This window comes from Streptomyces sp. NPDC054975, from assembly GCF_053609105.1.
Map to the genome: position 1 here is coordinate 12,778 of NZ_JBSGWV010000015.1, position 21,063 is coordinate 33,840.

General features: G+C 69.3%; 20 protein-coding genes. 9 read left to right on the top strand and 11 right to left on the bottom strand.

Translation table 11 applies throughout. The features are described from left to right. Positions 1-115 precede the first annotated feature (115 nt). From ACWF79_RS16370 to dnaA, 5 genes are all read right to left on the bottom strand, one after another. Complete coding sequence (locus tag ACWF79_RS16370; RefSeq protein WP_453728870.1) at positions 116-679, bottom strand: DUF721 domain-containing protein; 564 nt, start codon at positions 677-679, stop codon at positions 116-118. Between the two features lie 28 nt (positions 680-707). Beyond that, positions 708-1,829 carry a DNA replication/repair protein RecF gene (recF, locus tag ACWF79_RS16375; protein WP_453728774.1) on the bottom strand — a complete coding sequence of 374 codons (1,122 nt, stop codon included), beginning with the start codon at positions 1,827-1,829 and terminating at the stop codon, positions 708-710. Positions 1,830-1,883: 54 nt separating this feature from the next. Then, entirely contained in the window at positions 1,884-2,762 is an 879-nt protein-coding gene (gene gnd / locus ACWF79_RS16380; protein ID WP_385143350.1) for a phosphogluconate dehydrogenase (NAD(+)-dependent, decarboxylating), read from the bottom strand. A gap of 108 nt (positions 2,763-2,870) precedes the next feature. Further along, positions 2,871-4,001, bottom strand: coding sequence for a DNA polymerase III subunit beta (gene dnaN / locus ACWF79_RS16385; protein WP_362005384.1), 1,131 nt, complete (start codon positions 3,999-4,001; stop codon positions 2,871-2,873). Between the two features lie 870 nt (positions 4,002-4,871). Further along, positions 4,872-6,677 carry a chromosomal replication initiator protein DnaA gene (gene dnaA, locus ACWF79_RS16390; RefSeq protein ID WP_453728775.1) on the bottom strand — a complete coding sequence of 602 codons (1,806 nt, stop codon included), beginning with the start codon at positions 6,675-6,677 and terminating at the stop codon, positions 4,872-4,874. Between the two features lie 383 nt (positions 6,678-7,060). On the opposite strand from dnaA, the gene rpmH reads away from it, so the two are divergent. From rpmH to ACWF79_RS16435, 9 genes are all read left to right on the top strand, one after another. After that, entirely contained in the window at positions 7,061-7,198 is a 138-nt protein-coding gene (rpmH, locus tag ACWF79_RS16395; protein WP_005482975.1) for a 50S ribosomal protein L34, read from the top strand. Positions 7,199-7,219: 21 nt separating this feature from the next. Next, a complete protein-coding gene (gene rnpA / locus ACWF79_RS16400; RefSeq protein WP_453728776.1) occupies positions 7,220-7,591 on the top strand; it encodes a ribonuclease P protein component in 372 nt (123 codons plus the stop codon). Continuing rightward, positions 7,588-7,914, top strand: a complete 327-nt coding sequence (gene yidD / locus ACWF79_RS16405; RefSeq protein WP_453728777.1) for a membrane protein insertion efficiency factor YidD — start codon at positions 7,588-7,590, stop codon at positions 7,912-7,914. Before rnpA ends, yidD begins: the two co-directional genes overlap by 4 nt. 3 nt (positions 7,915-7,917) lie before the next feature. Beyond that, positions 7,918-9,231, top strand: coding sequence for a membrane protein insertase YidC (gene yidC, locus ACWF79_RS16410; protein ID WP_453728778.1), 1,314 nt, complete (start codon positions 7,918-7,920; stop codon positions 9,229-9,231). Positions 9,232-9,244: 13 nt separating this feature from the next. Continuing rightward, a complete protein-coding gene (locus ACWF79_RS16415) occupies positions 9,245-9,757 on the top strand; it encodes a Jag family protein (protein ID WP_453728779.1) in 513 nt (170 codons plus the stop codon). A 115-nt stretch (positions 9,758-9,872) separates the two neighbouring features. Beyond that, entirely contained in the window at positions 9,873-10,589 is a 717-nt protein-coding gene (rsmG, locus tag ACWF79_RS16420; protein WP_453728780.1) for a 16S rRNA (guanine(527)-N(7))-methyltransferase RsmG, read from the top strand. 289 nt (positions 10,590-10,878) lie between these two features. Beyond that, on the top strand, positions 10,879-11,955 hold the full coding sequence (locus ACWF79_RS16425; protein ID WP_453728781.1) for a ParA family protein: 1,077 nt from the start codon (positions 10,879-10,881) through the stop codon (positions 11,953-11,955). Next, entirely contained in the window at positions 11,952-13,058 is a 1,107-nt protein-coding gene (locus ACWF79_RS16430) for a ParB/RepB/Spo0J family partition protein (protein WP_453728782.1), read from the top strand. Before ACWF79_RS16425 ends, ACWF79_RS16430 begins: the two co-directional genes overlap by 4 nt. Positions 13,059-13,226: 168 nt before the next feature. Beyond that, positions 13,227-13,844, top strand: coding sequence for a GNAT family N-acetyltransferase (locus tag ACWF79_RS16435; protein WP_453728783.1), 618 nt, complete (start codon positions 13,227-13,229; stop codon positions 13,842-13,844). 76 nt (positions 13,845-13,920) lie between these two features. Here the strand turns inward: ACWF79_RS16435 and trxA are convergent, their stop codons facing one another. The 6 genes from trxA to murJ all read right to left on the bottom strand — a co-directional run bounded on the left by trxA (position 13,921) and on the right by murJ (position 21,048). Further along, a complete protein-coding gene (gene trxA, locus ACWF79_RS16440; protein ID WP_453728784.1) occupies positions 13,921-14,256 on the bottom strand; it encodes a thioredoxin in 336 nt (111 codons plus the stop codon). Between the two features lie 39 nt (positions 14,257-14,295). Then, the gene (trxB, locus tag ACWF79_RS16445; protein ID WP_453728785.1) at positions 14,296-15,261 is read right to left on the bottom strand and encodes a thioredoxin-disulfide reductase; all 966 of its coding nucleotides are present in this window, start codon (positions 15,259-15,261) and stop codon (positions 14,296-14,298) included. 126 nt (positions 15,262-15,387) lie between these two features. Then, on the bottom strand, positions 15,388-16,302 hold the full coding sequence (locus tag ACWF79_RS16450; protein WP_453728786.1) for a hypothetical protein: 915 nt from the start codon (positions 16,300-16,302) through the stop codon (positions 15,388-15,390). Beyond that, complete coding sequence (sigM, locus tag ACWF79_RS16455; RefSeq protein ID WP_453728787.1) at positions 16,299-17,003, bottom strand: RNA polymerase sigma factor SigM; 705 nt, start codon at positions 17,001-17,003, stop codon at positions 16,299-16,301. The genes ACWF79_RS16450 and sigM overlap by 4 nt, the downstream gene beginning before the upstream one ends. 25 nt (positions 17,004-17,028) lie before the next feature. Next, positions 17,029-18,738, bottom strand: a complete 1,710-nt coding sequence (locus tag ACWF79_RS16460; RefSeq protein ID WP_453728788.1) for a protein kinase family protein — start codon at positions 18,736-18,738, stop codon at positions 17,029-17,031. A gap of 117 nt (positions 18,739-18,855) precedes the next feature. Beyond that, on the bottom strand, positions 18,856-21,048 hold the full coding sequence (gene murJ / locus ACWF79_RS16465; RefSeq protein WP_453728789.1) for a murein biosynthesis integral membrane protein MurJ: 2,193 nt from the start codon (positions 21,046-21,048) through the stop codon (positions 18,856-18,858). Between the last annotated feature and the right edge of the window lie 15 nt (positions 21,049-21,063).

Here is a 21,063-nt window from a genome sequence, read left to right on the forward strand (position 1 = left end):
CCCCCCATATCCGGGGAGGGGCTCCAGAAGCCTCTGACGGCCACCCAGCGCTTCGAGCAGTCACAGCCGGTGGCCCACCCACCAGCCTCCGCCGTGGGCGATCGTTCCGGCTCCGTCAGCCGTACGTGTCCCCAGGCCCGACGGACCCCGGCGCCCGAAGCGGCCCGTACCCCTTGCGCGGAGCCCCCGGCCCCAAAACCTTGATCACCCGCACCGTCCCGTGACCCAGGTCCTCGTTCAGCCGCGCCACCAACCGCGGTGCCAGCAACCGCAGCTGCGTCGCCCACGCCGTCGAGTCGCACTGAACGGTGAGAACCCGCTCCTCCGGGTCGTCGTCGTACTTCAGCGGTACGCAGTGCTTCGCCAGGTCCTCGCCCACGATCTGCGGCCAGCGCCCCATGACCCCGCCCACCGCCGCCGGCGTCTCCCAGCCGCGCTCGGTGATGAGCCGGTTGATCGCGGCGCCGAGGCCGACCGGGTCGCGCCCGTCGGCATGGGCGCCCGACCGCAGGCCGCCACCCCGCCGTGCCTGCTTCTTCTGCTGGGCGGCCGCGCCCCGCGCCTTCGCCTGCTCCTTGGCGGCGCGCAGCGCGACGCGGGCGAGGTCCACGCCCGAGGGCTCGGGCGTCTTCGCGGTCGGGGAGTCCTGACCGCCCTGCGGGCTCACGTTCTCGCTCACAAGCCTCACGCCCTTACCTTCACAGCCGTCACAGCCTGTCCACCGAACCTCCGGCGACCCCGTACCGAACCCCCGCGAGCACCGCCGGCACGTCGTCGTCCACCGCCGCCGTCACCAACACCTGCTCGCCCGGAGCCACCAGCTCGGCCAGCCGCTCCCGGCGCCGCGCGTCCAGCTCCGCGAAGACGTCGTCGAGGACGAGGACCGGTTCGTTGCCCTCCGCCCGCAGCAGGTCGTACGAGGCGAGCCGCAGCGCCAGCGCGTACGACCAGGACTCCCCGTGACTCGCGTACCCCTTCGCCGGCAGATCGCCGAGCTTGAGCAGCAGCTCGTCCCGGTGCGGCCCGACGAGCGTGACGCCCCGCTCGATCTCCTGCTTCCTGACCTCCGCGAGCGCGGCGATCACCTGCTCGTACAGCTCCTCACGCGTGTGCCCGGCGCCCGGCGCCGACGGCCGGTACTCCAGCAGGATCGGTCCGCCGCCCGGCGCCAACTGCTCGTACGCCTTGTCGGCCAGCGGCTGCAGGACACCGATCAGATCCAGCCGCTGCGCGAGGAGCTCGGCGCCCGCCCGCGCCAGGTGCTGGTCCCAGACGTCCAGTGTCGACAGGTCCATGCCACGACCGCCGTGCCGCCGGGCCATGGCCGCGGACTTCAACAGGGTGTTGCGCTGCTTGAGCACCCGCTCGTAGTCGGAGCGCACGCCCGCCATGCGCGGCGCGCGCGCCGTGATCAGCTCGTCGAGGAAGCGCCGGCGCTCGCCGGGATCGCCCTTCACCAGGGCCAGGTCCTCGGGTGCGAACAGCACGGTCCGTACGATCCCGAGCACGTCACGCGGTCTGACCTGCGAGGACCTGTTGATACGGGCGCGGTTCGCGCGCCCCGGGTTCAGTTCGAGCTCGACCAGCTGGGAACGCTCGCCCTGGGTGACCGCGGCACGGATGATCGCCCGGTCCGCCCCCATCCGTACGAGCGGCGCGTCGGAGGCGACGCGGTGGCTGCCGAGGGTCGCGAGGTAGCCGACGGCCTCGACCAGATTGGTCTTGCCCTGGCCGTTGGCGCCCACGAAAGCGGTGACGCCCGGGTCGAGCGGGACCTCGACCCGGGCGTAGGAGCGGAAGTCGGCCAGCGAGAGATGCGTGACATGCATGATGGCGCCGACCTTCCCCCGGCTGCTGCGCACCGAGGGTGCACAGCCTGTGGATTACTTCTTGGACTCGACCGCGTGGCCACCGAACTGGTTGCGCAGCGCGGCGATCATCTTCATCTGCGGGGAGTCGTCCTGGCGGGACGCGAACCGCGCGAACAGCGACGCGGTGATCGCGGGCAGCGGCACCGCGTTGTCGATCGCGGCCTCCACCGTCCAGCGGCCCTCGCCGGAGTCCTGCGCGTAGCCGCGCAGCTGCTCCAGGTGCTCGTCCTCGTCCAGCGCGTTGACCGCCAGGTCCAGCAGCCAGGAACGGATGACCGTGCCCTCCTGCCAGGAGCGGAAGACCTCGCGCACGTCGGTGACGGAGTCGACCTTCTCCAGGAGCTCCCAGCCCTCGGCGTACGCCTGCATCATCGCGTACTCGATGCCGTTGTGGACCATCTTCGCGAAGTGGCCGGCGCCGACCTTGCCCGCGTGGACCGAGCCGAACTCGCCCTCGGGCTTCAGGGCGTCGAAGATCGGCTGGACGCGCGCCACGTGCTCGGCGTCGCCGCCGTACATCAGCGCGTAGCCGTTCTCCAGGCCCCACACGCCGCCGGAGACGCCGCAGTCGACGAACCCGATGCCCTTGGCGGCGAGCTCCTCGGCGTGCTTCTCGTCGTCCGTCCAGCGGGAGTTCCCGCCGTCCACGACGATGTCGCCGGGGGAGAGCAGGTTCGCCAGCTCGTCGATCGTGGACTGGGTCGCGGCCCCGGCCGGGACCATGACCCACACGACGCGCGGACCCTTGAGCTTGCCCACAAGCTCTTCCAGGCTGTGGACATCGGCGAGGTCCGGGTTGCGGTCGTATCCGATGACGGTGTGGCCTGCGCGGCGGATGCGCTCACGCATGTTGCCGCCCATCTTGCCGAGACCGACGAGACCGAGCTCCATCAGAGATTCCTTAAGCGTCGTGTGCGGTTTACCCGGGTCCGAGCCTACGCCCGGACCCAGGTGCACACCTGTGGGGTCAGCCGCTCAGTCGACGCCCGCCCCGGAGGGTCATCCGGAGAGCCGCACCGGCATGATCAGGTACTTGTACGCCTCGTCCGCCTCCGCGTCCACGGCCGGCTTTCCGCTCAGCAGCGCGGGCTTGGTGGAGGTGGTGAAGGAGAGCTGGGCGACCGGGGAGTCGATCGCGCTCAGGCCGTCCAGCAGGAAGGTCGGGTTGAAGGCGATCGAGATGTCGTCGCCGTCCAGCTGCGCGTCCACACGCTCCACAGCCTGTGCATCGTCGCTGGAGCCCGCCTCCAGGATCAGCACACCCTGCTCGAAGCTGAGCCGGACCGGGGTGTTGCGCTCGGCCACCAGGGCCACACGCTTGACGGCCTCGACGAACGGGGCGGTCTCGATCACCGCGATCGAGTTGAACTCGGTGGGGAAGAGCGTCCGGTACTTCGGCAGGTCGCCCTCGAGCAGCCGGGTGGTGGTGCGGCGGCCGGCGCCCTCGAAGCCGATCAGGCCCTCGCCCTGGCCGGAGCCGGAGAGCGCCAGCGTGACGGTGTCACCGCTGGTGAGCGCCTTGGCGGTGTCCAGGAGGGTCTTCGCGGGCACCAGGGCGACCGCGGAGGCGTCGGGGGACTCCGGCTTCCACAGGAACTCGCGGACCGCGAAGCGGTAGCGGTCGGTGGAGGCCAGGGTGACCGTGTCGCCCTCGATCTCGATACGCACACCGGTGAGCACCGGCAGGGTGTCGTCGCGGCCGGCTGCGATGGCGACCTGCGCGGCGGCGGAGGCGAAGACCTCACCGGGCACGGTGCCGGTCGCGGTGGGCATCTCCGGCAGGGCCGGGTACTCCTCCACAGGCAGGGTGTGGAGCGTGAAGCGGGAGGAGCCGCAGACCACGGTCGCCCGTACACCGTCTGTGGAGATCTCGACGGGACGGTTCGGCAGAGCACGGCAGATGTCGGCGAGCAGACGGCCGGAGACCAGGACGGTGCCGTCCTCCTCGACCTCCGCCTCGACGGAGACACGGGCCGAGACCTCGTAGTCGAAGCTCGAGAAGCTCAGCGCGCCGTCCTCGGCCTTCAGCAGAAGGCCCGCGAGTACGGGCGCCGGCGGACGGGCCGGGAGGCTGCGGGCCACCCAGGCCACCGCCTCCGCGAGTACATCGCGCTCCACCCGGATCTTCACCGGAACCGCCTCCTGCTGTTGCTGGCTCTTCGTCGACTGCGGAACCCAGTCTGACGTACGCCGCCGACACTCGGTGCGGCTCGGGGTCAAGTCGCGACAAGAGGTCGAGGAGGCTCCGGCGCCGAGTTGTGCACAGGACCCACTTCGAAGCGGATTCCGAGCTAACTCTATGTGGGAGTAGTAGTAGGGCCTGTGGAAACCGTGGATAACGTCGTCTTCGCAGGTCAGCTGCGGTTTTTTGTCCACTGCCCCTGTGGGCGGAGCCGGTGGACAACAGGGGTGTTCTGTGGACACCCGAAAGTTCTGCACACCCGGTACACAGGTCACGGGGACTTCTCCCCAGCGCCGTCCCCAGCTTTACCCGCGTTCCCCACAGCCCAACCGTCCTCCTTGGTGTGACGGCTTTCACTCAACGCGGTGACGCCGGGCGTTTCGTTGCCGAACAGTGGACAGGGGTGTGGAGAACCTGTGGGCAGTGGACCGACTCCTGTGGGTTGCCAGTGGACAACCGACGGGAGGCCCTGTGGACGAAAAATCCATCCACAGGCTGTGGATCAAGGTTGCCAACAAATCCACACCCCTCTGACCTGGGATGTTGGTTCCCCGGTTGGTGCACCTGTGGAAGCGATCCGGATAACTCCTGAGTCCCCACCCTGTGGACGGAAGATCATCCCTCAATCTGTGGAGAACACGCCACCGCCGCGACGAATTCGAACAGCCCGGCTGTGCACAGGCGTGTGGAAGACGGCCCAGGCCGTCTCCGAGGACGGCGCACGTGGGGCATACGACGGCGAAGGGCGCCCCGGGAGACGTTCCCGGGGCGCCCTTCGAGGAGTGCGGAGCGGTGCGGCTCGGCGCTGAGCGGCTCTCTCAGCCGTTCTTGATGCGGTTGGTGAGCTCGGTGACCTGGTTGTAGATGGAGCGGCGCTCGGCCATCAGCGCGCGGATCTTCCGGTCCGCGTGCATGACGGTCGTGTGGTCGCGGCCGCCGAACTGCGCGCCGATCTTCGGCAGGGACAGGTCGGTCAGCTCGCGGCACAGGTACATGGCGATCTGCCGGGCCGTCACCAGCACACGGCTGCGCGACGATCCGCAGAGATCCTCGACCGTGAGGCCGAAGTAGTCGGCGGTCGCCGCCATGATCGCGCCGGCCGTGATCTCGGGCGCCGAGTCCTCGCCGCCGGGGATCAGGTCCTTGAGGACGATCTCGGTCAGTCCGAGGTCCACCGGCTGCCGGTTCAGGCTCGCGAAGGCCGTCACCCGGATCAGCGCGCCTTCCAGCTCACGGATGTTCCGCGAGATCCGGGAGGCGATGAACTCCAGTACCTCCGGCGGGGCGTTGAGCTGCTCCTGCACCGCCTTCTTGCGGAGGATCGCGATCCGCGTCTCCAGCTCGGGCGGCTGCACATCGGTGGTCAGGCCCCACTCGAAGCGGTTGCGGAGCCGGTCCTCCAGCGTCATCAGCTGCTTGGGCGGCCGGTCGGAGGAGAGAACGATCTGCTTGTTCGCGTTGTGGAGGGTGTTGAAGGTGTGGAAGAACTCCTCCTGCGTCGACTCCTTGCTCGCGAGGAACTGGATGTCGTCGACGAGCAGGATGTCCACGTCGCGGTAGCGCTTGCGGAAGGTGTCGCCCTTGCCGTCGCGGATCGAGTTGATGAACTCGTTGGTGAACTCCTCCGAGCTCACGTACCGCACGCGCGTGCCGGGGTAGAGGCTCCGCGCGTAGTGCCCGATGGCGTGCAGCAGGTGGGTCTTGCCGAGGCCCGACTCCCCGTAGATGAAGAGCGGGTTGTAGGCCTTCGCCGGCGCCTCGGCCACCGCGACGGCGGCGGCGTGCGCGAACCGGTTCGAGGAACCGATGACGAAGGTGTCGAAGAGGTACTTGGGGTTCAGCCGCGCGTGCTGCTCGCCGGGTGCGCCGGAGCCGGACCCCTGTCCCGACCCCGATCCGGTGGCGCCTCCCGCGTGGCCGCCCGGCACCGGGCCGCCATGTCCACCGGGACCGCCGGGACCGCCCGGTCGCGGACCGTGACCGGCGCCCGGCCGAGGCGTGTCGGGAAGCTCGGCCCGCTCCGGCCGCTGCGGCTGGTCGTAGGCGGAGGGGCGCTCGTCGTAGCGGGGCTGCTGAGGCTGCTGCGGACGCGGACCGGTGTACGGGTCGCGCTCCTGGTACCCCCCGAGGCGCGGCTGCTGCCAGGAGAGGTCCTCCTGGGTGCGCGGCCAGGAGCCCGGGTCGGGGCGCTGCTGCTGGTACTCCGGGTAGGCCGGGCGCGCGGTGGGCAGCCCGTCGTCCGGCATCGGCCGGTGCCCGTAGCCGTCGTACTTGTCGTACGAGTCCGCCGGCGGCCGCTCGTCGTAGCGCGGCTGCTGCTGGACCGGGGGCGCCGGCGGGGTCGGCTCGCCGACCGAGTCGTCGACGGTGATCGCGATCCGGATCGGGCGGCCGCACTCACGGCTGAGGGTCTCGCTGATGAGCGGTGCCAGGCGTCCTTCGAGGACCCGCTTGCCCCATTCGTTGGGGACGGCGAGCAGTGCGGTGTCGGCCACCAGCGCGAGAGGCTGGCAGCGCTCGATCCACTGCTTGTCCTTGGGCTCGATGCCCTGCTGGCCTTCGCCGAGGAGTTGCTCGAGCACGCGTGGCCACACTGCGGCAAGATCGGCAGGTACGTCAGCCACAGGGCACGCTTCCTCGCAGGTCCCACGAATGTGTGGTTCTCGGGACGGTTGGTCGAAGTCCATCAGGACAGGTAAGGACAGAACGGGAAAAGATTGAGAAGAGTCCAGCCACGGTAGTCGCGGCGGCTGACCTCGTTCAAGTTGTTGTCCACAGCCTGTGCACAATGGACCCCGCTGATCGGTCGGTTTGACCGGATGGCGTAGCCGCGCGTACCGTAACCAGGTCGAGTTGTCGATGGCTGCTGCCGCCTGCCTCCGATGGGCAAAGATCACGGTCAGTGATCGTGAAGCGGTGCACTCGGGCGTATTGCGAGCTACTCGTGGGCGCACGGTGACAGCCAGGCGATGTCCCGCCATCTACGAATCATTTCTGGAGCCCCCGAGTGAGCAAGCGCACCTTCCAGCCGAACAACCGTCGTCGCGCCAAGACCCACGGCTTCCGCCTGCGGATGCGTACGCGCGCCGGTCGCGCCATCCTGGCGAACCGCCGTTCCAAGGGTCGCGCGAGCCTGTCCGCCTGATCCGCTTAAACAGGTCATGACGTGCTGCCTACCGAGAATCGGCTGAGGCGGCGCGAGGACTTCGCAACCGCGGTACGCCGAGGGCGCCGGGCCGGTCGCCCGCTCCTCGTCGTCCACCTACGCAGCGGTGCAACGGACCCGCACGCGCCTGGGGAGAGCGCTTCCCCGACGCGTGCGGGTTTCGTCGTGAGCAAGGCCGTGGGCGGTGCGGTCGTACGCAACCAGGTGAAGCGACGCCTGCGCCATCTCGTCCGCGAACGGCTGTCCGAGCTGCCCCCCGGTAGCCTGGTGGTCGTACGGGCGTTGCCCGGAGCCGGTGACGCCGATCACGCACAGCTGGCCCGAGACCTTGACGCCGCTCTTCAGCGGCTCCTGGGAGGGGGCGCGCGATGAAGTACCCGCTGCTGGCTCTCATCAAGCTGTACCAGTGGACGATCAGCCCGCTTCTCGGGCCCGTCTGCCGGTACTACCCGTCGTGTTCCCACTATGGATTCACGGCCATCGACCGGCATGGCGCGATCAAGGGCACTGCCCTGACCGCCTGGCGCATTCTGCGGTGCAATCCGTGGTCGCCCGGCGGCGTGGACCACGTACCCCCGCGCAAGCGTCCGCGCTGGCATGAACTGCTGCGGAACGCACTGCGCGGCGACAAGGGCGGGTCCCCCGCCGAGACGAGCCCGGCCGCAGAGACCACGCCCAATGCTCAAGGAGCCTGATTAGTGGACACGATTGCCAATTTTTTCAGCTTCATCACCACCCCCGTCTCATGGGTGATCGTCCAGTTCCACAAGCTGTACGGGGCGATCTTCGGCCCTGATACGGGCTGGGCCTGGGGCCTGTCGATCGTGTCCCTCGTGGTGCTGATCCGTATCTGTCTGATCCCGCTCTTCGTGAAGCAGATCAAGTCGACGCGGAACATGCAGGCGCTCCAGCCGAAGATGAAGGCGATCCAGGAGCGCTACAAGAGCGACAAGCAGCGTCAGTCCGAAGAGATGATGAAGCTGTACAAGGAGACGGGCACCAACCCGCTCTCCTCGTGCCTGCCCATCCTGGCGCAGTCGCCGTTCTTCTTCGCCCTGTACTCGGTGCTCTCCCACATCGCCGAGGGCAAGACGATCGGCGTCATCAACCAGTCGCTGCTCGACAGCGCCCGTCAGGCGCACATCTTCGGCGCCCCGCTGGCGTCCACGTTCACGGACAGCGCCTCCGACGTCGCCGCTCTCGACGCCTCGATCACCTCGGTCCGGATCGTCACCGCGATCATGATCGTTCTGATGTCGGCCTCGCAGTTCTACACGCAGCGCCAGCTGATGATGAAGAACGTCGACCTCTCCGTGAAGACGCCGTACATGCAGCAGCAGAAGATGCTCATGTACATCTTCCCGGTGATCTTCGCCGTCATGGGTATCAACTTCCCCGTCGGTGTCCTCGTCTACTGGCTGACCACCAACGTGTGGACCATGGGCCAGCAGATGTACGTGATCAACCAGAACCCCACCCCGGGCAGCAAGGCCCAGGACGCGTACCTCCAGCGCCTGCTGAAGAGCGTCGCGTCGCACGGTGAGGTTCGTGGTCGTCGCCGGAAGAACGTCGTCAAGGCCATCGTCGCCAAGGGCGCGGACCGCAACGAGAACGAGCGCCGCTTCTTCTCCGGTCTGGCCAAGGCCGGCTTCGCCGCCCAGGCCGACGGCACCGTGGCCAAGAGCGACACCGTCGCCGCCGAGGTGGAGGGCGGTGCCGCGGCCAGGCGTCAGCAGCCCAAGCGCCAGACCAAGGCGAAGCGGCAGGCCGCGGCCCAGCACTCCACGGCGAAGGGTGCCGAGGACACCGACGAGTCGGAGCCGTCGGATGTGAAGTCCACCCCCTCGCTGGAGAAGAAGCCGCAGGGTGAGGCCAAGGGCGCGGCCAAGGACTCGGAGCAGGGCGACAAGCCCGGCCGCCCGAGCCGGGCCAACTCCGGGGGCTCCCGTCAGGCCAAGTCCGGTCAGCGCAAGGGCCAGCAGCGCCCGAAGCACCCGTCCTCCAAGAAGTAGAAGGAGTCCATCCGTGACGGAAGGCACCACCTCCGCCGCCGCTGAGGGTGGCGACACCCTGACCCGCCTGGAGCAGGAGGGTGAGATCGCGGCCGACTACCTCGAAGGTCTGCTCGACATCGCCGACCTGGACGGCGACATCGACATGGACGTCGAGGCGGACCGGGCCGCGGTCTCGATCATCAGTGACTCGAGCAGCCGTGAACTGCAGAAGCTCGTCGGCCGTGACGGCGAGGTGCTGGAGGCGCTCCAGGAGCTGACCCGGCTGGCCGTGCACCGGGAGACCGGTGACCGCAGCCGCCTGATGCTGGACATCGCCGGGTTCCGCGCCCAGAAGCGCACCGAGCTCGCCGAGATCGGCGCCAAGGCCGCGTCCGAGGTGAAGTCGACCGGTGCTCCGGTCAAGCTGGACCCGATGACGCCGTTCGAGCGCAAGGTCGTGCACGACGCGGTTGCCGCCGCCGGTCTGCGCAGCGAGTCCGAGGGCGAGGAGCCGCAGCGCTTCGTCGTCGTACTCCCTGCCTGACCCCTCTCGCAGTGTCGGCCCCGTCTGCTCGCAGGCGGGGCCGATCTTGTCAGCCTGATAGTCAGCCACCACAGTGCGCGCGCACCTACGGGTGCGGTGCGGAAGGACGGTTCCCGTGACGGAGGCAGCGGAGCTCCCCCCTGCGCCCGAACAGGCGCGGACGGTATTCGGCGAGTGCTTTCCGGAGGCCGTCCGGTACGCGGAGCTCCTCGCGGACGCCGGCGTCAAGCGTGGCCTGATCGGCCCGCGTGAGGTTCCCCGTCTGTGGGAGCGGCACCTGCTGAACTGCGCGGTGCTCTCGGAGGTGGTGCCCGAGGGCGTCACCGTGTGCGATGTCGGCTCGGGGGCGGGACTGCCGGGTATCCCCCTCGCCCTGGTGCGCCCGGACCTGAAGATCACGCTCCTTGAGCCGCTGCTTCGCCGTACGAACTTCCTCCAGGAGGTCGTGGAGCTGCTGGGCCTGGACCATGTGACCGTGGTCCGGGGCCGTGCCGAGGAGATGCTCGGCACGCTCCCTCCGGTGCATGTGGTGACGGCGCGTGCCGTGGCGCCGCTGGACCGGCTGGCCGGCTGGGGCGTTCCGCTGCTGCGGCCGTACGGGGAGATGCTGGCGCTCAAGGGCGACACGGCCGAGGAGGAGATCGACGGTGCCCGCGCCGCGCTCGCCAAGCTCGGTGTGGTGGGCACCTCCGTGCTCCAGGTCGGCGAGGGGGTTGTGGACCCGTTGTCGACCGTCGTGCGGGTGGAGGTCGGGGAGAGCCCGGGCGGTGTGAGGTTCGCCGCCAAGCGGGCCAAGGCGGCCCGCCCGAGCAGGACCCGTCGCCGCCGCTGAGTCGTCAACGCGGCGCATAGGAGCCGTCAACGCCGCGCAAATGATCCGTACAAGCTGCCATACGTACGTATTTCGGAGTGTCGAGCGGTCCTACGTCGGCGGCGAGTGCATCGTGTTTCACGTGAAACGTCGCTCACTGCTGCAGGGGATCATCAGCCGCGGCCGCGCGGCTGCCTCTCCCCGGGACCGCAAACCCCTCGCGAAACCCTTCGCGAGGGGGACAGGATTGTCCACAGAGGTGGATTCATCCACAGAACCACGGGCCTCGCTGGTTCACGACCCCGAAAGCATGGCAGGCTCTGTTCATCGCGAGCCTGAAGCCGAGGAGAGTGAATCCTTGCGGTCCGACGCCAACATCGCGGGACCGATGACCGATCCGGTCCCCGGTCCCCGAGCCGAATCGGTGGGGGAGGATGTTTCACGTGAAACACCGCCCCCGATGGACGACACCCCCATTGGTCGTGCTGCCCAGCTGGCAGTAGAGGCGCTGGGGCGTGCCGGCGAGGGTCTCCCCCGGCCTGCCCAGACACGCGTGATGGTGGTGGCGAATCAGAAGGGCGGAGTGGGCAAGACGACCACGACGGTCAACCTTGCTGCTTCCCTGGCGCTGCACGGTGCCCGCGTCCTGGTCATCGACCTCGACCCGCAGGGCAACGCCTCAACGGCCCTGGGTATCGACCACCACGCCGACGTTCCTTCGATCTATGACGTCCTCGTGGAGAGCAAGCCGCTCTCCGACGTGGTCCAGCCGGTCCGGGATGTAGAAGGTCTCTTCTGCGCCCCGGCCACCATCGATCTTGCCGGTGCGGAGATCGAGCTGGTGTCGCTGGTGGCCCGCGAGAGCCGGCTTCAGCGAGCGATCCAGGCGTATGAGCAGCCGCTGGACTACATCCTGATCGACTGCCCGCCCTCGCTGGGCCTGCTCACCGTCAACGCCCTGGTGGCAGGAGCCGAGGTGCTGATCCCCATCCAGTGCGAGTACTACGCACTGGAGGGCCTGGGACAGCTCCTGCGGAACGTCGACCTGGTGCGCGGCCACCTCAACCCCACGCTGCACGTCTCGACAATCCTGCTCACCATGTACGACGGCCGGACGAGGCTCGCCTCGCAGGTCGCCGACGAGGTGCGCAGCCACTTCGGCGAGGAGGTGCTGCGGACCAGCATCCCGAGGTCCGTGCGTATCTCGGAAGCGCCGAGCTACGGGCAGACGGTCCTCACGTACGACCCGGGTTCCAGCGGTTCGCTCTCGTACCTGGAGGCGGCCCGCGAGATCGCACTGCGGGGCGTCGGCATCCACTACGACCCGCAGCACGCCCCCATGGGCCACCAGAACAGCCAGCACAGCATGTCGGAGGGGATCCAGTGAGCGAGCGACGTAGAGGGTTGGGGCGTGGGCTCGGTGCGCTGATCCCCGCTGCTCCCCAGGAGCGGCAGGCACCCCCTGTCGGTGTGGGGTCGGGGTCCGCATCGCCCGGTGCCATTCCGGCGCTGTCCTCGGACCGGGGGGTGGCTGCGGCGAAGCTGGCGACCCTTCCGCAGAGCCCGCAGTCTCCGGACTCCGCGGTGCCGGTGGTCGAGGCCGAAGAGGTGGTGGAGGCGGAGTCCTCCGCCGGCGCGCACTTCGCCGAGCTGCCGCTGGACTTCATCACGCCCAACCCGCGGCAGCCGCGTGAGGTGTTCGACGAGGACGCCTTGGCGGAGCTGGTCACCTCCATCAAGGAGGTCGGTCTGCTGCAGCCCGTCGTCGTACGACAGCTGGGCGCCGAGCGTTACGAACTGATCATGGGTGAGCGCCGCTGGAGGGCTTGCCGTGAGGCCGGTCTTGAGCGGATCCCCGCGATCGTCCGGGCCACCGACGACGAGAAGCTTCTCCTGGATGCGCTCCTGGAGAACCTCCACCGGGCGCAGCTGAACCCGCTGGAGGAGGCCGCCGCCTACGACCAGCTTCTGAAGGACTTCAACTGCACCCACGACCAGCTGGCCGACCGGATCGGACGGTCGCGTCCGCAGGTCTCCAACACGCTGCGTCTGCTGCGTCTGTCGCCGCCGGTCCAGCGTCGTGTCGCCGCAGGTGTGCTCTCCGCCGGTCATGCGCGCGCCCTGCTCTCCGTCGAAGACCCGGAGGCGCAGGACAAGCTGGCGTACCGGATCGTCGCCGAGGGGCTCTCGGTGCGTGCGGTCGAGGAGATCGTGACGCTGATGGCTTCCGAGCCCTCCGCCACGACCAAGCCCAAGGGCCCCCGGGCCGGCGCCCGCGTCTCGCCGGCGCTCACGGACCTGGCTTCGCGCCTCTCGGACCGTTTCGAGACCCGGGTGAAGGTCGACCTGGGCCAGAAGAAGGGCAAGATCGTCGTCGAGTTCGCCTCGATAGAGGATCTGGACCGGATCCTCTCGACCCTGGCGCCCGGTGAGGGACGCGTCCTGGACCAGGGGAACTCCGAGCCGAGCGAGGACGACGCCGAAAGCTGACCCTCCGTCGACATCTCCGCAACGTCAGGGGCGGGCTGTGATCCGGTGAGAGCCGGAACACGGCCCGCCCCTTTGCCTGCGAGCGGTATCGCCCTGATCGCCCCATCGATACGATTCTGGGAGGGTCGTATCCGTGCTGTGATGGCCGTGGGAAGCGAGGGAACAGCCGTGGGGCGTCGGCTCGTACCGCTCACTCTGGACAACCTTCCGGACCTCCCCAAGCGATGTCGCTCCTGCGTGTTCTGGGAGCTCGACCCGGTGAGCGGGGAAGCCGCGGTGAAGGCGGGCCGGCCGGAGCTGGAGAAGGAAGCCTGGATCTCGGCGGTGCTGCTGGAGTGGGGATCCTGCGGCCGCGTGGTCTATGTCGACGACGTGCCCGTCGGCTTCGTTCTCTACGCGCCGCCTGCGTACGTGCCGCGCTCCATGGCCTTTCCCACGAGCCCGGTCTCTGCGGACGCGGTCCAGTTGATGACGGCCTGGATCATGCCGGGCTATCAGGGGCAGGGTCTCGGCCGGGTCATGGTGCAGACCGTCGCCAAGGATCTCCTGCGGCGCGGATTCAGAGCCATCGAGGCTTTCGGGGACGCCCGGTGGAAGGAGCCGGCCTGTGTTCTGCCGGCCGACCATCTCACGGCGGTGGGGTTCAAGACCGTGCGACCGCACTTCACCCATCCACGGCTACGGCTGGAACTCCGGACGACGCTGTCGTGGAAGGAAGACGTGGAACTGGCGCTGGACCGGCTCCTGGGCGCCGTCCAGAAGGAGCCTGCGTTGCGGCCTCTCTAGTTCCGTCCGCTGGGACGACGAACGGCCCGCCTCCGGAGGGAGGCGGGCCGTTCGTGTTTCACGTGAAACAGGGATGTCAGGCAGTGGCCTCGACGAAGCCCTCGAGGTCGCGGAGGATCGCGGCCTTCGGCTTCGCACCGACGATCGTCTTCACGACTTCGCCGCCCTGGTAGACGTTGAGCGTCGGGATGGACATGACGCCGTACTTGGCGGCCGTACCCGGGTTCTCGTCGATGTTGAGCTTCACGACCTCGATCTCACCGTGCTCGGCCGCGATGGCCTCCAGCGACGGAGCGATCTGACGGCACGGACCGCACCAAGCGGCCCAGAAGTCCACCAGGACGGGCTTGTCGCTCTTGAGGACGACCTCGTCGAAGTCGGCGTCGGTCACGTTCTTCAGGGTGCCGGCCACGGCAACCTCCCTTAACTATGCGGGGTGTGAGTGGTGGAGTCAGACCGCAGGGGTCTCGGCGAGCTTCTCGCTGTCGGCGAGGGCTGCGAGGAAGCGCTCGGCGTCGAGCGCGGCGGAGCAGCCGGTGCCGGCAGCGGTGATCGCCTGGCGGTAGGTGTGGTCGACGACGTCACCGGCTCCGAAGACACCGGGGACGTTCGTCCGCGTCGAGGGGGCGTCGACCTTGAGGTAGCCCTCGCCGTCCAGCTCCAGCTGGCCCTTGAAGAGCTCGGTGCGGGGGTCGTGGCCCACGGCGATGAAGAGGCCGGTCGCCGACAGCTCGCTGGTCTCGCCCGTCTTGGTGTTGCGCAGGGTCAGACCGGAGAGCTTCTGGTCGCCGTGGATCTCGGCCACCTCGCTGTCCCAGGCGAACTTGATCTTCGGGTCGGCGAACGCGCGCTCCTGCATCGCCTTGGAGGCGCGCAGGGAGTCCCGGCGATGGATGATCGTGACGGACTTGGCGAAGCGCGACAGAAAGGTTGCTTCCTCCATCGCGGTGTCGCCGCCGCCGACGACGGCGATGTCCTGGTCCTTGAAGAAGAACCCGTCGCAGGTCGCGCACCACGAGACGCCACGCCCGGAGAGCACGTCCTCCTTGGGGAGGCCGAGCTTGCGGTGCTGCGAGCCCGTCGTGACGATGACGGCCTTCGCGCGGTGCACGGTGCCGGCGGTGTCCGTGACGGTCTTGATCTCGCCGGTCAGGTCCACGGCGACGATGTCGTCCGGCACCAGCTCGGCGCCGAACCGCTCGGCCTGGGCCCGCATGTTGTCCATCAGGTCCGGGCCCATGATGCCGTCACGGAAGCCGGGGAAGTTCTCCACGTCGGTCGTGTTCATCAGAGCGCCACCGGCGGTGACGGCACCCTCGAAGACCAGAGGCTTCAGCGACGCACGCGCCGTGTAGAGCGCAGCGGTGTAACCCGCGGGCCCGGAGCCGATGATGATCACGTTACGGACGTCGCTCACGGGTTTCTTCCTCGTCTCTGCAGACTGCCTACTGCCTACGGGGCGGCCAGGTTGGTGACTCTCACCCCACCCAACGGATCCTACGGGGCCAGCATTCCCGAGAGCGCCGCACGGCACGGCGAGGAGTCAGGAGCGAGGGTAGACGTGTGTCAGCAGAACCTCTGCCTTGCCCTGTCCGGCGTTCTCGGCGCAGGAGGCATCGAGGACGTAGGCCTGTACGTGAGTGCCCTCGGTCCCCTTCGGCAGCAGGAGGAGATAGGCCGGCGTTCCTTCGTAGTCACCCCGTTGGAAAGCGATCACCGCGTCGGGGCGACCGGTGCCCGCCTTGACGCACTCCGGCAGGGACTCGACGGTGTTGCGTTGGGTCGGGGCGTCCCCGCCCTCGGCGGAGAGCGACTCCGGCTGGGTCTCCCCAGGGGCCTTGAGAGTGTCCGGACGGAGTAGTTCCTGGACCTGGGCTTCCACCGGACGGCCGTCGAAGCGGTCGGTGGAGGCATCGCTCGCGGCCGTGTTGGTCTTGTCGGCCGATTCGTCCCCGGTGAGCGTCTGGATGCCGCCCTGGGTGAGGAAGAGGCTCAGGCCGAGCGCTGCCGCCCCGAAGGCCGCTCCGAGCGCCGCGATCCGGCGACGCCGAGGCCGAGGGCGACCAGGCCCGTTGGTGGCACGAGGGTGGCCGGCAGGCCGACCCGTGGCCGGCGCGGGCTCGGTGGAGGGGCGGGCGTCGGAGGGGGCGCTCGCTGTTTCACGTGAAACATCGGGGCCGATGTCGGGGGTGGTGGCGCTGAGCAGTGCCTCGGCCGCCAAGGCGGCGTCGATACGGCCGGCGATGGCGGCGGGCATGCGGGGCGGCCCGGGGAGGGTGCCGAGCAGTCCACGGATCTCGGCCAGGGAGGCCCGGACATCCGCGCAGAGGGAGCAGCCTTCGATGTGCCGGCGAACGGCTGCCGTACGGGACGGGGAGAGGAGTCCTTCCGTCAGGTCGGAGATCTCCGAGACGTCCGGGTGTTGTGCTGTGTCGGCCCTGCCTGTCGTGGAAGTCACGCGCGCCCACCTCCGCCCTTCACAGCAGCCGGCCCATTCGGTCCGGTATCCGATGGCCCCGACACCGGTGGGACGGATGTCCCCGGCGTCCGGTTCCTTCCCCGGTCCGGGGCCTCGTTACCCACGGTGTCGGTGCGCAGATGGCTGAGCATGGGGAGAAGCCTGGCCCGTCCGCGTGAACAGCGGCTCTTCACCGTCCCGGTGGGGACATCGAGGATGCGGGCGGCCTCCGCCACCGGGTAGCCCTGCATGTCCACGAGGACCAGGGCGGCCCGTTGGTCCGCGGGGAGGGTCGCGAGGGCGGCCAGCAGCTCTCGGTGAAGGTCCTGGCGCTCGGCAGGGGCCTCGGCCGACTCGGCGGGTTCGAGGAGCTGCTCAAAACGCGCGGTGTCGTCCATGGGAGAGGTCTTGCGGGAGGCCGCCTTGCGGGCCCGGTCGAGACAGGCGTTCACCGTGATGCGGTGCAGCCAGGTTGTGACGGCCGACTGACCGCGGAAGGTATGCGCGGCCCGGAAGGCGGACACAAGGGCGTCCTGGAGGGCGTCAGCGGCCTCCTCGCGGTCCCCCAGGGTCCGCAGGGCCACCGCCCACAGCCGATCGCGGTGGCGCCGCACGAGCTCACCGAAGGCGTCGGGATCGCCGGCGACATGGCGTGCCAGGAGATCCTGGTCGTTGATGCCGCTGTCTATGGCTTCGTCCAACGGTGAACCCCCTCCCCTGATGCCGTCAGCTGGTGATCTTGATGTCCGTGATCTTGCCGCGGTAGCCCTGGCCGCTGCTGGGCAGGTCGGTCAGCCAGACCAGAACGTAGCGCGTCTTCACGGGCTTGTCGGCTGTGAGGGCGACCTGCGCACCGGCGCCCTTGGCCACGGTGGCGAAGGCGTCGGCCGACGTGGGCTGGGACGAGGCGGTCTCGGGTGCTGTCCGCAGCTGCACCGAGGTGTTGCCCTGGAAGGTGACCTCCACCTTGGAAACCTTCTGGACCGTGCCGAGGTCCAGGACGAGTCCCACGCCTTCCTTCAGCCGGCCGAAGTTCGAGTGCCCGTAGTAGATGGACGTCTGCCAGGAGGTGGAGGGGTTGCCGTCGAAGGCATTCCCTATCTCCGACGGGGTCTCGGCGCCGTCGCCCTGCGGGTCGAAGTCGCTCGCCCCGGCGATCGTGACCGGCTTGCCGATCTCGGGCTGCTTCTCGTCCTCGCTGTCCTGCGGCTGCGTGGTCTGCGGGGTCTCCTGGCTGTTCTTGTTCTTGTCGAGCAGCCGGTCCGCGATCTGCCAGCTGCCCAGGCCCAGGGCGGCGATGAGGAGCGCGGACACGGCCCACTTCAGGGCCCTGCCGGTGCGGCTCTCCAGCGGGGCCGGAGGAGCCATGACGGGCTGGGCCGTGACGACGCCCGGGCGGGGCTGCGGACGGCCGTAGGTGCCCTGCTGGTAGGTCGTGCGCTGGTAGTCGGGCGGGGCGGGGAACTCGGGCTCCGGCGGGCGGATGCGGGGCATCGCCGACACGGCCTTGGCGAGCTCGTCCGGGGTGGTGCAGGGCGGCTCCTGGCGCGAGGCGGTCGCGCCGTCGTTCGCCAGGGCCCGCATCGCGATCTCGGAGAGGCCGCGGTGGACCCCGGCCCGCACCTGATCGGGAGCGAGCAGCCCGACACCCTTGGGGAGTCCTGAGAGGCCGTGGGCGTCGCTGTCGTACGGCCAGCGCTGGGTCAGCGCCGCGTAGAGCAGGGCGCCGATCGCCTCGGTGTCCGTGCGCTGAGGGCGCTCGGCGCTGATGCCCCGCAGCGCCGCGTTCACGGCCAGACCGCGAATGCGGTACTGACCCGTGGAGCTGCGCAGGACGGCGCTGGGGGTGAGACGGAGATGGGCCAGGCCCTCGCGGTGTGCGGCGGCCATGGCCTGGGAGACCTGGCTGACGAGCTGGTAGGCGTCGTGCGGCTCCAGAGGACCGGCGGCGAGCAGCGCCGTCAGTTCGGTGGAGTCGGGCAGCCACTCGTGCACCACGTACACGAGGTCGTTCTCCTCGACGGCGTCGAGGACCTGGACGAACCGGGGGTCTCCGAGCAGCGCCGCAGAGCGGGCCGCCGCGAGGACCGAACGGGCCCTGGGGTGGTCGGCCGGCAGCAGGTGGACGCCGACGGCACGCCGCAGCTTCTCGTCGACGGCACGCCAACTGCTGAAACCGTCCAGACGAGTGACGCACTCCTCCAGGCGGTAGCGCCTGGCCAGTTTGTGGCCGCTGTGGAGCTCGGGAGTCTCGATGGAGGGCTGCTCGCCGTTCTGCCGCTTACCGGCGTTGTCCTCTGCGACCTCGGCGGACTGCTCCACCGTGTCCTGCGCTTCCGCCACCCCGTCGGTCGCGGCCGTGTCCGCCTTGGCGGCCAGCGGGTCATCACCGCTGTTGTCGGCCACGTCGACGGCAGCCGTGCTACGTTCCGCCACCGTCGTTCCTGCCTCCCCATCCGTTGCGCCACATCCAACAGCCATGCCAATTGTGCCCACAGTCGGCCGCTATGCACGACACGCGGCAGCCGACGATGGTTGTGCGGGGACGGTTTCCTACCGTCCGAGGCGCCCACGGACCATACCGACCATGGAGTTCAGCTCCGCGATCCGCATGCGCTTGGCGGCCACGAAGAAGACACCGAGCAGGACGGCGCCACCGACGAGCAGGGCCACGAGCGAGCCGAGGGCGCCTTCGCCGAGGAGCTTCAACAGACCGAATCCGACGGCGCCTGCGACGACCGCGGCGGGCAGCGAGGCGAGGCAGAGACGAGCGTAGGTCCGCATGATGTGGGCGCCGTCCAGGTCGCCGCCGAGGCGGTTGCGCAGGCGGCGCCAGGCGACGCCCACGCCGACCGCGTAGGCCAGACCGTAGGAGGCGGCCATGCCGACCACGGCCCACTGCGCCGGGAGCACGAAGTAACAGGCCGCCGAGGCTGCCGCGTTGACAGCGGCGACGATGACCGTGTTGTAGAACGGCGTGCGGGTGTCCTCGTAGGCGTAGAACCCGCGCAGGACGACGTACTGGACCGAGTACGGGATGAGACCGAGGCCGAAGGCCATCAGGATGAAGCCCATGCCCTGGGCGGCCTGGACGCCGCTGGAGGCGTAGAGCAGCGTGCACATCGGCACGCCGAGCGCCAGGAAGGCGAAGGCGACGGGGACGATCGCGACGGCCGAGTTCCGCAGGCCCTGCGAGATGTCGTCGCGGACGGCGCCGGGGTCGTTGTCGTGTGCGGCGCGGGAGATGCGGGGCAGCAGGGCGGCCATGACCGAGACGGTGATGATGGCCTGCGGCATGCCCCAGATCAGCTGGGCGTTGGAGTACGCGAGGAAGCCCGCACCGTTCCTGCCGGACTCCTCACCGGCCGCGGTGGCGAGCTGGGTGACGACCAGGACACCCGCCTGGTTGGCCAGGACGAACAGCACGGTCCACTTGGCGAGTTTGACCGTCTTGCCGAGGCCGTGGCCCTTCCAGTCGAAGCGGGGACGGAAGCGGAAGCCCGCCTCACGGAGGTAGGGGATCATCGCCAGCGCCTGGACGACCAGGCCGAGCAGGGTGCCGATGCCGAGGAGGCGGATGCCGTCGTCCGGGATCGTCTGCACACCCATCTGGGATTCGGCGGAGGTGCCGTAGACCCAGATGAACAGGCCGAACGTGACGATCATGACGATGTTGTTGAGGACCGGGGTCCACATCATCGCGCCAAACTTGCCACGGGCGTTGAGGATCTGACCCATCACCACATGCACGCCCATGAAGAAGATCGTGGGCAGGCAGTAGCGGGCGAAGGTCACGGCGACGCTGTTGGCCGCGGCGTCGTCGGCGATGGTGTTCGACATGGCCCGGATCAGCAGCGGGGCCGCGAAGACGGCGGCGATCACGATCAGGCCGAGCGCCACCATGACGAGGGTCAGCAGCCGGTTGGCGTAGGCCTCGCCGCCGTCCTCGTCGTTCTTCATCGAGCGGACGAGCTGCGGCACGAAGACCGAGTTGAGGCCGCCGCCGACGGTGAGGATGTAGATCATCGTCGGCAGCGTGTACGCGACGGTGAAGGTGTCACCGAGCAGGGCGGCGCCGAGCGCACCCGTGATGACCAGGCTGCGGACGAAGCCGGTGAGGCGGGAGACCAGCGTGCCGGCCGCCATCACCGCGCTGGACTTCAGCAGCCCGGAGGCGCGGCCGGACTTCTTCGGGGCGGGAGCGGGCATCGGATTCGGCTCCGGAGCGGGCGGAGGCACCTGACCCGGCGTCTGCTGGTCCCGGTAGAGGTGGGCGAAGGCGTCCGGTTCGGGCTTGTCGTCGCTCGCCCGGGTCACGAGGTCGTCCACGCCGGTGAACTGCACCGTGCGGGGGTCGTCGCCGTACGGCAGATGCCGCGACGGGCCGTCCGGCTCCGGGGCAGGAGTCTGTGCCCACACCCGGGGGTCAGGGGCGTGCGGAGGCGCCGCAGGCTGCTGGTAGAGCGGCTGCGGTTCCTGGTAGGTGCCCGGCGGGGGCGGGGGGTGGGCGGCGCGATCGTAGAGCGCCTCGCTCACCGGGTCCTGCGCGGACAGGTCACGCGCCTGGTAGGGGTCGTGGATGTAGGCGTCCTGAACGTAGGGGTCCTGGGCGTACGGGTCCGAGGCGGGCTGCTGCGGTGGCGGAACCGGCGCCTGGCCGGGCTCCGGGACCGCCGCGGGCGTTCCACCGGACGGCTCGGTGCCGCCCAGGCCGTGCCCGCGGTCACCGTCGTACGGCGCGTTCATGGTTACCCCACCTCA